Raw genomic sequence first — 15,455 nt, forward strand, 5'->3', positions numbered from 1 at the left:
GCATCGTCCCCATGGCCCCGTCGGCGACGACCACACGGGTCGCAAGCGCCTCCCGGAGGGTGCTCACCCGTTCCTGCGCGTTCGGTGTGTGTGTCGTCATGCCGGCTGCTCCAGTTTCGGTGCCAGCAGTCCGGCCGCCTGCTCCCCGTACACCGTGCGGACGGTGGCGAGGAGCCGGGCGGGCTCGACCTCGTAGGACTGCGAGCCCACGGCCTGGAGGACCAGCGCGGACATCGCGCAGCCGAGTTGGGCGGCGGTCTCCAGCGGCAGTCCCCAGCCGACGGCGGCCAGGAAGCCGGAGCGGAAGGCGTCTCCGACGCCGGTGGGGTCCTCGGCGCGGACGTCGGGGACGGCGGGGACGGTGAGGGTGGGCGCGTCCTTGGTGTCGATGCGGACGCCCTGTGCGCCGAGGGTGGTGATCCAGGTGCCGACGCGGTCGAGGACCTCCTCGTGGCTCCATTCGGCGCGTTCGCGCAGCAGTGCGGACTCGTACTCGTTGGTGAAGAGCCAGCGTGCTCCGGTGACGAGGGTGCGTACTTCGGCGCCGGTGAGGCGGGCGAGCTGCTGTGAGGGGTCGGCGGCGAAGGCGATGCCCAGTTCCCGTGCCTGTTCGGTGTGGCGGACCATCGCGCCGGGGTCGTTGGGCGAGACGAGGATCAGGTCGAGGGGGGTGCGGGCGTGCAGGGTGTGCAGGTCGATGCGGGCGGACTCGGCCATCGCGCCCGCGTAGAAGGAGGCGATCTGGTTGGAGTCCTGGTCGGTCATGCACATGAAGCGGGCGGTCTGGTGCTCGGCGGAGACGTGCACCGCGCCGGTGTCGACTCCGTGTTCCTTGAGCCAGACCTCGTACTCGGCGAAGTCGGAGCCGACGGCGCCCGCGAGGAGGGGGGTCAGGCACAGGCCGCCGAGGCCGTAGGCGATGTTGGCGGCCACTCCCCCGCGCCGCACCTCGAGGGTGTCGACGAGGAAGGACAGGGAGATGTGGTGCAGCTGGTCGGGGAGCAGCTGGTCTACGAACCGGCCCGGGAAGGCCATGAGGTGATCTGTGGCGATGGATCCGGTCACCGCGATACGCACGTGGACTCCTGTGAGCTGGTCTGTGGTCGGCGGGGCGAGGTGCTGGGCTGGGCTGGGCTGGGCTGGGCTGGAGATGTGAGGCACGGGGTGTGCGGGTGCGGGGTGCGGGGCGGGCGGCGCCGGTGGGCGCTCGGCGCCGCCCGCCCGGACCCCTCGGGGGGCGTTCAGGCGCCGGCGGCGGCCTTGAGCAGCTCGGCGCGGTCGGTGCGCTCCCAGGTGAAGTCCGGCAGTTCACGGCCGAAGTGGCCGTAGGCGGCGGTCTGGGCGTAGATGGGGCGCAGCAGGTCGAGGTCGCGGATGATGGCGGCCGGGCGGAGGTCGAAGACCTCGGCGATGGCGTCCTCGATCCGGGTGATGTCGGTCTTCTCGGTGCCGAAGGTCTCGACGAACAGGCCGACGGGCTCGGCCTTGCCGATGGCGTACGCGACCTGGACCTCGCAGCGGGAGGCGAGGCCGGCGGCGACCACGTTCTTGGCGACCCAGCGCATGGCGTAGGCGGCGGAGCGGTCGACCTTGGAGGGGTCCTTGCCGGAGAAGGCGCCGCCGCCGTGGCGGGCCATGCCGCCGTAGGTGTCGATGATGATCTTGCGGCCGGTGAGGCCGGCGTCGCCCATCGGGCCGCCGATCTCGAAGCGGCCGGTGGGGTTGACCAGGAGGCGGTAGCCGGCGGTCTCCAGTTTGATGCCGTCGTCGGCGAGCCGGGCGAGGACGTGCTCGACCACGTGGGCCTTGATGTCGGGGGCCAGCAGTGCTTCCAGGTCGATGTCGGAGGCGTGCTGGGAGGAGACGACGACGGTGTCCAGGCGGACGGCCTTGTCGCCGTCGTACTCGATGGTGACCTGGGTCTTGCCGTCGGGGCGCAGGTAGGGGAGGGTGCCGTTCTTGCGGACCTCGGAGAGCCGGCGGGAGAGCCGGTGGGCGAGGTGGATGGGCAGCGGCATGAGTTCGGGGGTCTCGTCGGTGGCGTAGCCGAACATCAGGCCCTGGTCGCCGGCGCCCTGCTGGTCGAGTTCGTCCTGATCGCCTTCCACCCGGGTCTCGTAGGCGGTGTCGACGCCCTGGGCGATGTCCGGGGACTGGGCGCCGATCGAGACGGACACGCCGCAGGAGGCGCCGTCGAAGCCCTTGACGGACGAGTCGTAGCCGATCTCCAGGATCTTGTCGCGTACGAGCTGCGCTATCGGTGCGTAGGCCTGCGTCGTCACCTCGCCCGCGATGTGCACAAGACCGGTGGTGATCAGTGTCTCGACCGCGACGCGCGAGGTCGGGTCCTGGGCGAGCAGCGCGTCGAGGATCGTGTCGCTGATCTGGTCGGCGATCTTGTCGGGGTGTCCCTCGGTCACGGATTCCGAGGTGAACAGACGACGGGACATGTCACTCCTGGTGGTGTGGGACGGGGTGTCGGGTCGGGCAGGGGGGCGGTCAGGGCCGGGCGGTGGTGGTGGCTGCCGCCGCGGCCGTCTCCAGGGTTCGGGCGAGGGCGCGGACCGGGTCGGGGCCCCCTTCGCCTTCGGTGGTGAGGGCGCCGCCGATCGCGACGAGGGGCGGGTGCCAGCCGTGCGAGGCGATGCGTTCGGCGACCGCGCAGGCGAGGGAGCCGGCGCCGGAGAAGCCGCCCAGCAGCAGGGGTTCGCCGCGGGCGAGGGCGGGGCGCAGCGCCGCGAGTACGGTGCTCGCGTCGGCGGGCGGCGCCACGGTGGTCAGGGCCTGCGGGCCGGGGTAGGCGGCGGCGAGTGCGTCGTAGCAGCCCGGTGGTGCGTCGGGCGGCGGGACCAGGCAGATCGTGCCGGCGCCGGTACGGGAGGCCGCGCGCAGGATCCGCAGGGTGCGGGCCGTGGACGCGGTGACGCGGGGTACGGGGGTGCCGTCGAGCAGGGCCAGGGCGTCGGCGACGGTGGTGGCTCCGCCGGGGGCGTGGGGCAGTTCGCGCAGCAGCAGGGTGGTCTGGGCGAGGGTTTCTGCGGCGTCGGCGTCGGCGATGCGGGTCCGGTCGTACACGCAGGTCAGGACGAGGGCGCCGGTGGCGTCGTGGTGTGCGGTGACGGTGAGGGGGCGTGCGGTGTGCGCTGCGACGGTTTCGGCGGGGCCGACCCGTATGCCCTCGGTGGCGAGTTCGGTGTGGACGGGGTCGTCGGCGGGTGCGGGGGGTGGGGTCGCTTCGAAGGCGATGAGCGAGTCGGGGACCGGGTGGGTGGCGGCGGGGTCGGGGTGGTCGGTGGGGTCGGTGGCCGGCGGGGACCACAGTGCCGCCTGGCCCGGGGAGACCCATTCGTGGGAGGCCGCTTCGAGGGCCTGGCCCGCCAGGGTGGTGAGCAGGCGGGTCAGGGGGGTGGCCGGGTCGATGCGGACGTGCAGCGGGAGGGCGCCGCGCAGCGGGCCCGGGAGGCGGTCGGCGCCGGGCAGCGGGATGCCGCGGCCGGAGACGGCCGCGGCGAAGGCGACCGCGGGGGCGGTGGGGTTGGCGCGGTGGAGCTGGAGGGCCCAGACGGTGTGCAGGGCGGTGCTTTCGGTCGCGCCCCGGTCGGCCGCCCAGTGGCGCAGGCGCAGGGCCTCGTAGGGGGTGAGGCGTTGGCGGGTGCGGCCGTGGCCGCGGCGGCGGGGGCCGGCGCCGGGCTGCCGGTCGGGGCGGGTCGGGTCGGGCCGGCCGGGGAGGCCGGCGGTGCCGGCCGGGGCGCCGGCGCGGGCCCAGAAGGCGCGGGCGGGTGCCTGGTTGCGGCGGTCGAGCCAGTGCATGTGGTCGCGGAGGTCGGGGCGTCGTTCGCTGCCGAGGGGCCGGCCGTCGGCGAGGTAGGCCCGGTACAGGGTGCGTCGGAGCACCCGTGCGCTCCATCCGTCGAGCAGTGCCTGGTGGTAGGTCAGCAGGATGCGGTACACCTGGCCGGGCTCTTCCAGCAGGGCGATGCGCAGGGCCGTGCCGGGCCGGTGGAGGTCGAATTCCCGCATGCGCTCGCTGAGCAGCAGTGCGTGCCAGTCCTCGCTGCCGCGGGGGTGGCGTTCCAGTTGCGGGGCGGCGTGCGGGTGTACGGAGATGAGCGGGCCGGTGCCGGGTGCGGCGGGCCTGGCCAGGGCGGTGCGCAGCACTGCCTCGCTGTCGTGGAGGGTCTGCCAGGCGGCGGTGAAGCGCCGGGCGTCCAGAGGTCCGTACCAGCGCCAGTGGAGTTGTTCCACGTGAAGGCCGGTGCCGGGGTGGGTCATCGCGTCGAGGAGTACCTCGCGTTGCAGGGGTGTGGCGGGTGGGGGCCCTTCGGGCTCCGCGGTGGTGCATGCGGGGTGTGGGGTGCGTGCGGGGTGTGGGGTGCGGCCGTGGTGGCGGGCGCATTCGGGGTGCCGGGTGCAGGGGGTGCCTGCGCCGTCCCGGGCGGGGTGGGGCGCCTGCCGGGCCGCCGTGGCTCCGGTGAGCAGGTCGCAGAGCCGGCCTGCGGGGAACGGCGGCGGGGGCAGGGTGAGGGTGTGGTGGTGGTCGGTGTGCCGCTGCAGCGTCGGGGTGCACGGTGGCAGCGACGCGAGGGCGGCGGTGAGCGCGGCAGGGGTGAGGCTGCCGTGGAGGTCGAGGGAGGTGGGAGGGCCGGGTGTGAGCACCACGGTCATGACCACGGTGCGGGCCATCGGCTTCCCTCCTCTTCCCTTTCGGTTTCGGACACATGCAGGACTCGTGGGGGACACGGCCGGACATGGTCTGTTGTCGAGGATTCTTCCGCCCGGTCCTCGGCCCGTCCTTGAGCGCGCATCGAGTCGGGATCCCGTCAGCGGATCCGGAAGTTGGCCATCATTCCCATCGCCGAGTGGTCCAGGAGGTGGCAGTGGTAGACGTAGGTGCCCCTGTAGGTGTCGAAGGTGGCGTGGAGTTTGACGGTCTCGCCGGGGAAGAGGCGGACGGTGTCCTTGAGGCCGGCCTCGGCCGGTCCGACCGGGGCGCCGTTGCGTTCCAGGAGCCGGAACTGGACCAGGTGCATGTGGAAGTTGTGCGGGACGAGCTTGTTGGCGTTGGTGACGGTCCAGATCTCCGAGGTGCCGTGGGTGATGGTCTGGTCGATGCGGTGGTGGTCCCAGACCTGTCCGTCCATGAAGCCCTGCGGTTCCTGCCGGCCGTCCTCGTCCATGCTCAGGACGACGGTGCGCTGCACGGTGGCGGGCGGCAGGGCGGCGAGGGTGCGCAGTGCGTTCGGGACGCGGCTGGGGTCGGGGGCGGTGCGTACGACGTCGAAGCGCATCACCTTGCCGACCTGGTCGGGGGTGCCGGGGCCGAGGGTGTTCTCCAGGACGATCTTGGTGCCGACGGGGTAGCGGGAGAAGTCGATGACCACGTCGGCCCGTTCCGCCGGGGACAGTCCGATGGTGTCGGTGGTGAAGGGGCGTTCCAGCAGTCCGCCGTCCGAGCCGATCTGGATCATCTGGCCGCCGTCGGACAGGCGCAGCTGGAAGAAGCGCATGTTGGAGGAGTTCAGCAGCCGGAAGCGGTATTTGCGGGCGGCGACCTCGAAGTAGGGGGTGGGGCGGCCGTTGGCGAGGATGGTGGTGCGGCCGAAGGCGTCGTCCATGACGTAGACCAGCTGTCCGCTCTCGTCGAAGCGGGCGTCGCGCAGGGCGATGGGGACCTCGTACTGGCCGGCGGGCAGTGGCAGGGAGCGTTCGTTGTCGTCGGAGAGCAGGTAGGTGGCGGACAGGCCGCGGAAGACGTGCTCGGACTCCATGTGGTGTGCGTGGTCGTGGAACCAGAGGCCGGCGCCCGGCTGCTGGTTGGGGTAGGTGTAGGTGCGGGAGGTGCCCGGGGCGAAGGTGTCCATGGGGCCGCCGTCGTTGTCCGGGGAGACGTTGCCGCCGTGGAGGTGGACCGCGACGGGCATGGTGAGGGTGTTGCGGTGGCGGATGACGACTTTGCGTCCGGTGCGGGCCCGCAGGACGGGGCCGGGGAAGTGGCCGTCGTAGGTGAGGACCTTGGTGCGCACCCCGGGGATGATCTCCCGTGCGGCTTCCTTGATCGTGACGGCGTAGGTGTCCTGGCCGGCGGGCCCGGATATCGGTGAGAGGACCGGCAGGGTCGGCATCCGCACGGTGAAGGGCGGCGGGACGGTGACCGGGCCTGCGCCGGCGGAGTCGGCCTGTGCGGATCCGGAGGCGAGCAGTGGCGTCAGCCCGCCGGCGGTGAGCAGGCCGGCGCCGGTCGCGGCGACGGCTCCGCCGAGCAGGCTGCGTCTGGTGACCATGGGATGTCCTCCTGGGAAGGGTGGGTGCGCGGGCCGTCCGGGAGGGGGCCGTTCGCGCTGCCGGGGCCGGCGCGTGGTGGTGCCGCGCAGGTGGCGCGCCGCGAGTGCACCAGATGCGGCTTGCGGGCGGCTCGAGCCCGGATGGTGTGCGGGGGTTCGGCGTTGCGCGGGCCTTGCGGGGGCTGGGCAAGGCTCCTCGTGCGTACGTACGACCGCGTACGCGCGACTGTGCCGCCGATCGGGGCGGCCGCTGGGGGGAGGCACCCGTGGACCTGAGGGACCTGCACGACTTACGCGACTGGCTGCCGCGCGCGCTCGGGGTGGCGGAGCGGTGGGGCGGTCAGTTCGGCCCGTACGAGAGCCATGAGGCGCACCGGGTCGCATCCGATGCGTTCACCGAGGCGTTCGATCGGCTGGCCAAGCGGATGGACCACAACTATCCGTTCTTCCACCCGCGTTACGCCGGGCAGATGGTCAAGCCGCCGCACCCGGCGGCCGTCACCGGCTATCTGACCGCGATGCTGTTCAATCCCAACAACCATGCCGCCGAGGGTGGTCCGGCGACCACCGAGATGGAGCGCGAGGCGGTCGCCGCGCTGGCCGGCATGTTCGGGTTCGACGCGCATGTCGGGCACCTCACCACCAGTGGCACGATGGCCAACCTGGAGGCCCTGTACGTGGCCCGGCAGGTGCACCCCGGGCGTGGGATCGCCTACAGCTCCGAGTGCCACTACACGCACGAGCGGATGTGCCACGTGCTGGGCGTGGAGGGCCACCGCATCCCCGTCGACGGGTACGGCCGTATCGATCTCGATGCGTTGGAGGGTGCGCTGCGCGGCGGGCGGATCGGGACGGTCGTGGTCACCACCGGCACGACCGGGCTGGGGGCGGTCGACCCGGTGCACGAGGTGCTGGCGCTGGCGCGCCGGTACGGGGTGCGGGTGCACGTGGACGCGGCGTACGGCGGGTTCTACGCGGTCCTGGGCCGGGTGGGGGCCGGCGGCGTCGACCCGGCGCCCTGGCGGGCGATCGCCGGCTGCGACTCGGTGGTGGTGGACCCGCACAAGCAGGGGCTGCAGCCGTACGGGTGCGGGGCGGTGCTCTTTCCCGATCCGCGGGCCGGGCGGCACTTCGCGCACGATTCGCCGTACACCTATTTCACCGACGCCGAGCTGCACCTGGGCGAGATCAGCCTGGAGTGCTCGCGGGCGGGTGCGGCGGCCGCCGCGCTGTGGCTGACGCTGCAGCTGCTGCCGCTGACCCCGGACGGGTTCGGGCGGATCCTGGCTGCGAACCGGCGGGCCGCGCTGCGGTGGGCGGACCTGCTGGACGCGTCCGGGGAGCTGGAGCTGTACCAGCGCCCGGACCTCGACATCGTCACGTACTTCCCGGCGACCGCCGACCGCGCGCTGTCCTCGATCGACGCGGCGTCGGAGCGGCTGCTGCGTGCGGGGATGACGGCGGAGGCGGACCCGGTGTTCCTGAGTGTGCTGCGTGCGGACGCGGATGCGTTCGTACGGCGTCACCCGGGCGTGGTGCGGGACGCGCAGGAGGCTCGGGTGATCCGCAGTGTCCTGATCAAACCGGAGTCCGAGCACTACCTGCCGACCCTGCACGCCCGTGTCGCGGAACTCGCGGCCGACGCCCGGGCCACGCCCTGACCTCTCCCCCCCTTCTTGTGTCCTTCCTCCATCCCGTCACCTGACCGGAGGCCCTGCCTTGTCTGCCCTGCCTTTGAACCGGCTGAGTCCATCGGCCGTCACCGACCTGTCCGCCCTGCTCGCCACCTGTTTCCAGGAGGACGCCCTGACCCGCTGGATGATCCCCGGCGAGCGGCGGCGCGGTGAGCTGCTGCCCGGGTTGTTCCGGGTGTTCGTGGAACTGTCCGCCGCCTTCGACGGGGTGCTCACCAGCCCGGACGGCGACGCGGTGCTGTTGTTCCTGCCGCCCGGCGCCGAGCCGGACGAGAAGGCCCTGGACGCGGCGTTCGCCGATGTTCTGGGCGAGTACGCGGATGCGATGCGCACCATCGCGGGCCTGCAGGAGGCGGCCCATCCGCACGGCGCGCCGCACTACTACGTCTCCTTCGGGGCGGTCCGACCCGGCCGGCAGCAGAGCGGCCTGATGTCGGGGCTGCTGGGCCGGGTGGTGGCCCGTGCGGATGCCGAGGGCGTCGGCGCCTATGTGGAGGCCAGCTCCCCGGGCGGTGAGGCGGCCGGCCGGCGTGCCGGTTTCCGGCTCCTGGGCGCGGACATCGCGCTGCCCGACGAAGGACCTGTACTGCGACCCATGTGGAGGGACCCCCGATGAGGGGAGACGATCTGATCCAGTCGTGGACCGCCGGTGAGATAGCCCGCGGTGAGGCTCCGGCGGAGCATCTCGGGCCGCTGCTGCAGGTGTTGATGTGGAGTAGGGAGTTCCTGGTCTCCAGCCATCCCGAGCTGGGGCGCAGTGGCCCGGTGTGCCCGTACACGCAGCCTTCGCTGCGCAAGGAGCTGTTCCATCTGGCGGTGCCGGCGGCGGGGTGTGAGGACCTTGCCTCCGCGGTCGACTCGCTGCGTACGCGTCATGCGGTGCTTGCGCAGCGGCTGGCGCCGGAGGACCGTGAGCTGCTGACGATCCTGCTGGTGCTGCCGGGGTTCGATCCGACGGATTCGGTGGAGCTGGACGAGCTGCAGCGCAAGGCGAAGGACGAGTTCGTGGCGGAGGGGCTGATGATCGGTCAGTTCCATCCGGTGTGCGAGGAGCCGGGCCTGTACAACGAGGCGTTCCGGCCGCTGCGTTCTCCGGTGCCGCTGCTGGCGGTTCGCAAGCTGCTGGTGTTCGATCTGCCGTTCCTGGTGGGTGACGACCTGCACATGGATCACTATCTGCAGCGTTTCGCGCCGGCTCTGCCGTCGCGGATCCGGGACCAGTTGGTGAGCCGGGTGGTGGCCGCCTGACAGTGGTGCGGGCACGGCTGTGGCCCCGGTGGCGTCTGCCACCGGGGCCTCGGTCTGTCGGGCGGTGCGTGGGGCGGTGCGGGCGGTGCGTGGGGCGGGTGGCTCAGTGCGGGGCGGCCCGCAGGCAGTCCTCCAGGAAGGTCAGGACGCGCAGGTGGTAGGCGGGGGCGGTGTGGCCCAGGCTGATGTTGTGGCCGGAGGCGGCCAGGTGGTCGACGGTGACGGAGGGTGCGGCCGTCAGTCGGGAGGTCATCGCGGACAGGGTGGGGGCCTCCAGGTGCCACCAGGCCTCGTGTTCGGCGAAGGTGAGGCGGACGGGGACGCGGACGTGGGGGGCCAGTGCCTCGTACTGGCCGGTCCAGCGCAGGGTTTCCGCGGACTCGAGCGGTGGTGTCGCGGCGAGCAGGGTGCGGCTGGCCTGGAAGGTGCCGCGCGGGTAGAGGTTCAGGGGGCCCCAGTTGAGTTTGGTGGCGCCGGCGCCCAGGGTGGAGGGGAAGTGCAGGGCCTCGGGGTTGTAGTGGTAGCCGACGCCGGAGGCGTCCACGCCGAGCAGGGGGGTGCCGCCGCCGTCGGCGGCTGCGGTGTGGAGGGCGACCTTGCCGCCGTCGGAGTGGCCCAGCAGGAGGATTCCGGCGCCGATGTCGTAGTCGGCGGCGTGCTCCTTGAGGGCGGCGTGGAGGGTTTCGGCCTGGCCGGCCAGGGTCTGGCCCTCGGGCAGCCGGTCGGCGGAGTCCCCGTAGCCGGGGCGGTCGACGGCCAGGACGGCGTGGCCCAGGCTGGTGGCCACGGGGACGAGGGAGTTCCAGTACGCGGCTCGCATGCCGCGGCCGTGGATGGCCAGGATCGTGGCGCGGGTCGGGGTGCCGTCCTGGGGCAGGGCCAGGAGTGCCGAGAGGGTGATGCCGCCCGCGTTGAGGGTGTAGGGCCGGGTGTGGGGGTGCTGTGTCGTCATCGGACCGCCAGCCCCTTTCGTGTGCCTTCCATGGCGTCCACCCAGGCGGCGGGCGAGCCGGTGCGCAGCAGTGAGGTGCCCACGAGGAGGCCGCCGAAGCCGGCGTCCAGGAGTGCGGCGGCGGTGTGCGGGCTGTCGATGCCGCTGGCGCTGACCGGGCAGGCGGCGCCGGCGGCGCGGACGGCGGGCAGCAGGTCCAGGGAGCGGCCGAGGTCGCCGGCGCCGCGTTCGCGGGTCTTGATGTCCTTGTTGTTGACGGCGATGACGCATTCCTCGGGGTGGTGGACCGTTGCGAGTTCGCTCTCGTTCGTGATCTCGACGAAGGGGGTGAGGCCGGTCAGCAGGCATTCGGTGACCAGGGTCCGCATGCTCGACGCCGGCAGCAGGGCCGCGGTGAGCAGCACGGCGGAGGCGCCGAGCTCCCTGGCGGTGCGGATCTGGTCCTTTCTGGTGATGAAGTCCTTCTGGAGGATGGGCAGTGCGGTCAGTGCGGCCACGTCGCGCAGCAGGGCCGGTGAGCCGCCGAACCAGCGGCCCGTCACCACCGAGACGCAGGGCGCGCCCGCGCTCTCGTAGGCGCCGACGATGGCGGCCGGGGTTCTGCCGCCGAGCATGTCGTAGCCGTGGGCGTCGCGTCGTTTCACCTCCATCACCACGGGGGTCGGGGAGGCCTGGAGGGCCTCGAGAAAAGGGAAGCCGGTCCGGTGGTCCTTCGTCATCGCGACAGCTCCAGTCGGGGGTGGTCGGGGAGGGGGGCGTGGCGGGTGCCGGTGCCGGTGCGCCAGGCGCGGGCCAGGGCGGCGATCTGCGGGACGCCGAAGCCGCCGGTGGTGGTGCGGGCGGCGGTGTCGACGTCGATGCCGCGGAATCCGGGGTGGTGGACGACGTCCTCGTAGGCGGGGCGGTTGGCGGGGGTCAGGCCGCCGGCGAGGAGGAAGGGGCGGGTCAGGCGGGGCAGCAGGGCGGTGACGCGGTCGGGGGCGAGGGCGGCGCCGGTGCTGCCGATGCGGCCGTCGCCGGTGGCGGTGTCGAGGAGGAAGAGGTCGGTGCCGGCCCGGTCGTAGGCTCCGATCAGGGGGCGTTCCACGCAGCCGCCGTTCTCCTGGACGTGGAGCACCTTGACGATGCCGACGTCCGCGGGGAGTGCCTCGCGCAGGGCCCGTACGAGGGCGGGGGGTTGGTAGGCGTGGAGTTGGACCCAGCCGACGCCGGTGTGCGCCGCGATCGCGGCGAGTTCACCGGCGTCGGACAGGAACGTCACCAGGACCGGCAGGAGTCCGGTGGAGCGGGCCGCCGCCGCGAGGGCGGCGAGCCCGTTCCGGTCCAGTTCGCTGGGGCCGCCGGGTACGCCGTGCCAGAGGCCGACGCAGTCCGCCCCGGCGGCCGCCGCGGCCTCGATGTCCTGCGGGGTGGTGGCCCCGCAGACCTTGAGCAGGGTCCGGGACAGGGGGCGGGTGGTGCTCACTTGCCCAGTCCCAGCATCGAGGCGATGCGGTTGTACTGGATTTCGTTGGTGCCGGAGTAGATCGTGCCGCCCACGGCGTTGCGCACGTCCTGCTCCAGGCCGAACTCGGCCATGTAGCCGTGGCCGCCGAAGATCTGTACGGCGGTGAGGCTGGTGGCGAGGTTGGACTCGCTGGTGACGATTTTGGAGATGGCGAGGTCGGTGGTGATGTTCTCGCCGGCCTCGAGTTTTTCGCCCGTGTCGTAGAGCCACTTGCGGGCGGTCTCCAGCTGGATCTTCGTGTCGACGATCTTGTTGGCGATCGTCTGGTACGAACCGATCGCCTTTCCGAACGACTTACGCGTCTTCGCGTACTCGACACACCGTTCCAGCCGGTGCTGCATCTCCCCCACGTTGACGATGAAGGAGAAGAGGATCTCCCGTTTCATCACGTGGTCCAGGACCAGGAAGCCGCCTCCGACGCGGCCGAGGACCGCGGTTTTCGGTACCCGTACGTCGTCGAAGAACAGTTCGCTGAGCGGTGAGGTGCGCAGGCCCATCTTCTTGATGGGTTTGCCGGCGCTCAGGCCCGGGGTGTTGCGGTCGACCAGGAAGGCGGTGGTCCCGAGCGGGCCGCCGTCCGGGTGGGTGCGGGCGTAGACCACGATCACGTCGGCGATGGGGCCGTTGCTGACGAAGGCCTTGCTGCCGTTGATGACGAAGTCGTCGCCGTCGCGGACGGCCCTGGTGGTCATGGCCATGGCGTCGGAGCCGCCCTCGGCCTCGGTGATGGCGTGGGCGCCGATTGCCTCGCCCGAGCAGATCCGGTGCAGGTAGCGCTCTTTTTGTTCGGTGGTGCCGAACTGCTGGAGGGGGATGCCGGTGGAGCAGATGGAGGTGGTGATGCAGAAGCTGAGGCCCGCGTCGCGGTTGTACTCGCCGAGGCCCTCCAGTACGTACATGGTGGTCAGGAGTGACTGTCCGAGGCCTCCGTGGTCCTCGTCGAAGGGCAGTGAGAGGATGCCGGTCTTCTGGACGAGCTTCCACTTGTCCTCCGAGAAGGCGGACTGCTCGTCGAGTTCGATGTGGTCTGCGCTGAGTGCGTCTCCCCACCGCTCCAGGCCGTCGCGCAGATCTGCCTGGTCGGCGTTCCAACGGATCACGAGGGACCCCTTTGATTCGGTGATGGTGAGGATGGGTGGTGCGTCGGGTGCCTCAGTAGGCGGAGGAGCTGTGGGCGTCGAGGCTGTGGACCTCGTCGCCGCGCAGGGCGGGCGAGAAGACGCAGACCAGGCGCAGGTCCTCGTGGGGGCTGGCGACGAGGAAGTGGGCGTCGTGCTGGTCGAGTGCGTACATGCGGCCCGGGACGATCTCGTGGGAGGTGCCGTCGAGCTCGATGACCTCACCGGAGCCCTCGATGCAGTAGCAGGCCTCGAGGTGGTTGACGTACTCCAGGCGGGACTTGGTGCCCGCGAGGACGGTGGTGTCGGTGAGCGAGTAGCCCAGGCCGTCCTCGGCGAGGAGGAAGCGGCGGCTGAGGCCGTTGCCCCACTCGACGGTCTTCACGGTCTCGATGTCGCGAACGATCATGGCAGTCTCCTGGTGTGAGGGTGGTGCACGGGATGGTTCGGGTGAGGGGTGGAGCTCGCTTTCCCGCCGGTCAGGCGGTTCGGTGCGGTGTTGCGGGCAGGACGGAGCGGACGAAGGTGCGGAAGGCTTCGGTCACGTCGGTGCCGGCTTCCTGGGCCCGTTCGACGGCGGCGACCGCGGCGGAGCCGATGATCGCGGCGTCGGCGCCGGCGGCGCCGACGGCCTGGACGTCCGCTCGTGTGCTGACCCCGAAGCCGACGGCGATCGGGGACGTCGTGTGCGCCCGGAGTGCGGTGACCGTCTGTGCCAGCGCGGCGTGGCCGGTGGCGGGTGCGGTTCCGCTGCGTCCGTAGTGGGCGACGAGGTAGAGGTATGCGGAGGCCTGTGCGGCGGCCTGGGCCTGGGTGGTGGGGGGGCTTTTCGTGTAGCAGGTGGTGACGACGGGCAGGCCTGCTGCTGCGGCCGATTCCAGGTGGGTGGCGCGCAGCCGTGGGGGCAGGGCGTGGAGGAGGAGTCCGTCCGCGCCGGCGGCGGCGATCTCGCGGGTGGTGGTGGTCAGGTCCCGGTGTTTGAGGGAGTGGCTCCAGTCGGCGAGGAGGGCGATCCGCAGGTGGGTGAGGTGCGGCCGTACGTCGGCGATGAAGGCGAGTACGTCGTCCAGGTCGGCGCCGCCGCGGTCCAGTGCCCGGCGGGCCGAGCGGCGGATGACGGGGCCGTCGGTGACCGAGTCGGGGAAGGGGACGGCCAGTTCGAGGCAGTCCACGCCTTCTTCGTCGAGCATGAGGACCAGGTCGCGCAGGGTGGGCAGGGGCGGGTCGCCGGCGTTGAGGAAGAGGGCGAGTGCGGGGGGTCCGTCCGGGGTGCGGCGGGTGAAGAAGGGGGCGGGGGCCGGTGTCGCGGTCGGGGCGGTGGCCGTCCCCGCCGCCCGGGCCGGGCTTGCGGGGCTAGGCACCGGTCACCGCCAGGGTGCGGGGGGCGGGGGCCGGGGCGGCCGCGAGGCGCTGTGCGAGGTCGTGGGCGGCTCCGGAGCGGATGGCTTCCTCGGCGAGGGAGACCGCCGAGAGCCAGTCGCGTCGGGTGCCGGAGGCGACGATCAGGGCGGCCGCGCCGAGGCAGACGGTGCGGGTGGCGATCCGGCCGGCGTCGCCGGCCAGGACGGTCAGGAAGTGCGCGGCGGCCGCGGTGGTGTCGGTGGCCGGCCGCAGGTCGGCGAAGGAGCCGTCGCCCGGGGTGAGTTCGCCGGGGCGGATGATCCGGGTCAGGGAGTTCTCCCCGTGGATGGTGTTGGTCGCGAAGGGCAGCAGTTCGTCCGCGCCGGTGTCGTTGGAGGTGAGCCAGATCCGGCGGGTGGTGGTGGATCGGGCGAGATGGCGCAGGGTGTCGAGGGGGGCGGCCGCCGAGACCCCGGTGACCTGGGCGGTCACCGGCAGGTCGGCGAGGAAGGGGCCCAGTGCGTTCAGGAACCGGCCGAAGGGTTTCATGCTGTGGGGGGCCACGGTCCGTGCCAGCCGGGTCAGTTGGGTCGGGTAGACGAAGGGTCCGGCGAAGGCGATTCCGTGGGCGGCGAGGGTGTCCTCGGTCTGGGCGCGGGAGGAGGTGAGACGGATTCCGAGCCGCTCCAGCAGGTCGACGGAGCCGAGTGAGCTGGTGTAGGCGCGGGAGCCGGTTTTGACGACCTTGACGCCGGCTGCGGCGGCGACGAACGCCGCAGCGGTGGAGATGTTGAAGGTCCGGGGTCCGCCGCCGGTGCCGACGACGTTCACGGTGCCTTCCCAGGCGGTGGTCACCGGCGTCGCCGGCCGGCGCTCGGCGAGCGAGTCCAGCAGGTGGCGCAGGGTCTCGTGGTCGGGGAGCCGGCTGGTCAGGGAGGCCAGCAGGGCGACGGCCTGGGCCTGGTCCAGGCCGCCGTCGCCGAGCTGGTCCCACCAGGACCGCCAGGTCTCGCGGCCGACCGGGGCTCGCTGTTCCAGCAGGCCGGTGAGTGCGTCGTGCACGGTCGGTCTCCGTCTCGTCTGCGTCGGGGTGGTGGTGGCGGGGCCGCTCAGGCGGCCGCGGTGCGGCGGGATTCGGTGATGAAGGTGTCGATCGCCTCGACGCTGCGGAAGTTGTTGGGGTCCAGGTCGGCGTCGCCGATGGCGAGCTCGAAGCGGTCCTCGACCCAGGCGATGAGCTTGAGGACGCCCAGGCTGTCGATGACCCCGTCGTTGAGCAGGTCGTGGTCGGTGGCGAGTTCGGCGGGGGCGGTG

The 15,455-nt window shown here is 72.2% G+C and carries 15 protein-coding genes; 3 read left to right on the forward strand and 12 right to left on the reverse strand.

Annotated features, from left to right (window positions below):
* Positions 1–96 precede the first annotated feature (96 nt).
* The 4 genes from IE257_RS37310 to IE257_RS37325 all read right to left on the reverse strand — a co-directional run bounded on the left by IE257_RS37310 (position 97) and on the right by IE257_RS37325 (position 6,281).
* Positions 97–1,077, reverse strand: a complete 981-nt coding sequence (locus IE257_RS37310; RefSeq protein ID WP_189974498.1) for a carbohydrate kinase family protein — start codon at positions 1,075–1,077, stop codon at positions 97–99.
* Between the two features lie 164 nt (positions 1,078–1,241).
* On the reverse strand, positions 1,242–2,450 hold the full coding sequence (gene metK / locus IE257_RS37315; protein ID WP_189974499.1) for a methionine adenosyltransferase: 1,209 nt from the start codon (positions 2,448–2,450) through the stop codon (positions 1,242–1,244).
* A gap of 49 nt (positions 2,451–2,499) precedes the next feature.
* The gene (locus IE257_RS37320; protein ID WP_189974501.1) at positions 2,500–4,683 is read right to left on the reverse strand and encodes a condensation domain-containing protein; all 2,184 of its coding nucleotides are present in this window, start codon (positions 4,681–4,683) and stop codon (positions 2,500–2,502) included.
* A gap of 137 nt (positions 4,684–4,820) precedes the next feature.
* Positions 4,821–6,281, reverse strand: a complete 1,461-nt coding sequence (locus IE257_RS37325; RefSeq protein ID WP_189974503.1) for a multicopper oxidase family protein — start codon at positions 6,279–6,281, stop codon at positions 4,821–4,823.
* Positions 6,282–6,547: 266 nt separating this feature from the next.
* On the opposite strand from IE257_RS37325, the gene IE257_RS37330 reads away from it, so the two are divergent.
* Genes IE257_RS37330 through IE257_RS37340 form a run of 3 tightly spaced genes read left to right on the forward strand, consistent with a single transcriptional unit; the run spans position 6,548 to position 9,223 of the window.
* Positions 6,548–7,942 (forward strand): pyridoxal phosphate-dependent decarboxylase family protein, encoded by a 1,395-nt coding sequence (locus IE257_RS37330; protein WP_372452929.1) that lies wholly within the window; start codon positions 6,548–6,550, stop codon positions 7,940–7,942.
* 58 nt (positions 7,943–8,000) lie between these two features.
* Positions 8,001–8,591, forward strand: a complete 591-nt coding sequence (locus IE257_RS37335; protein ID WP_189974505.1) for a hypothetical protein — start codon at positions 8,001–8,003, stop codon at positions 8,589–8,591.
* The gene (locus tag IE257_RS37340; RefSeq protein WP_189974507.1) at positions 8,588–9,223 is read left to right on the forward strand and encodes a DUF6875 domain-containing protein; all 636 of its coding nucleotides are present in this window, start codon (positions 8,588–8,590) and stop codon (positions 9,221–9,223) included. The genes IE257_RS37335 and IE257_RS37340 overlap by 4 nt, the downstream gene beginning before the upstream one ends.
* A 103-nt stretch (positions 9,224–9,326) precedes the next feature.
* On the opposite strand, the gene IE257_RS37345 is transcribed toward IE257_RS37340, so the two are convergent.
* From IE257_RS37345 to IE257_RS37380, 8 genes are all read right to left on the reverse strand, one after another.
* Positions 9,327–10,175, reverse strand: coding sequence for an alpha/beta hydrolase (locus IE257_RS37345; protein WP_189974520.1), 849 nt, complete (start codon positions 10,173–10,175; stop codon positions 9,327–9,329).
* Positions 10,172–10,894, reverse strand: a complete 723-nt coding sequence (locus tag IE257_RS37350; RefSeq protein WP_189974522.1) for a beta/alpha barrel domain-containing protein — start codon at positions 10,892–10,894, stop codon at positions 10,172–10,174. Before IE257_RS37350 ends, IE257_RS37345 begins: the two co-directional genes overlap by 4 nt.
* On the reverse strand, positions 10,891–11,640 hold the full coding sequence (gene trpF, locus IE257_RS37355; protein ID WP_229920905.1) for a phosphoribosylanthranilate isomerase: 750 nt from the start codon (positions 11,638–11,640) through the stop codon (positions 10,891–10,893). Before trpF ends, IE257_RS37350 begins: the two co-directional genes overlap by 4 nt.
* Positions 11,637–12,782, reverse strand: coding sequence for an acyl-CoA dehydrogenase family protein (locus tag IE257_RS37360; RefSeq protein ID WP_189974509.1), 1,146 nt, complete (start codon positions 12,780–12,782; stop codon positions 11,637–11,639). The genes trpF and IE257_RS37360 overlap by 4 nt, the downstream gene beginning before the upstream one ends.
* Before the next feature lie 52 nt (positions 12,783–12,834).
* The gene (locus tag IE257_RS37365) at positions 12,835–13,209 is read right to left on the reverse strand and encodes an ectoine synthase (protein WP_189974511.1); all 375 of its coding nucleotides are present in this window, start codon (positions 13,207–13,209) and stop codon (positions 12,835–12,837) included.
* A 70-nt stretch (positions 13,210–13,279) separates the two neighbouring features.
* Positions 13,280–14,161, reverse strand: a complete 882-nt coding sequence (gene trpA / locus IE257_RS37370; RefSeq protein WP_189974513.1) for a tryptophan synthase subunit alpha — start codon at positions 14,159–14,161, stop codon at positions 13,280–13,282.
* The gene (locus IE257_RS37375; protein WP_189974514.1) at positions 14,154–15,203 is read right to left on the reverse strand and encodes a hypothetical protein; all 1,050 of its coding nucleotides are present in this window, start codon (positions 15,201–15,203) and stop codon (positions 14,154–14,156) included. The genes trpA and IE257_RS37375 overlap by 8 nt, the downstream gene beginning before the upstream one ends.
* Before the next feature lie 47 nt (positions 15,204–15,250).
* Positions 15,251–15,455: phosphopantetheine-binding protein (locus IE257_RS37380; RefSeq protein ID WP_189974516.1), on the reverse strand; the 205-nt coding region annotated here is incomplete at its 5' end.

The sequence above is a fragment of the Streptomyces avidinii genome (assembly GCF_014650695.1).
Classification (GTDB): Bacteria; Actinomycetota; Actinomycetes; order Streptomycetales; family Streptomycetaceae; genus Streptomyces; species Streptomyces avidinii.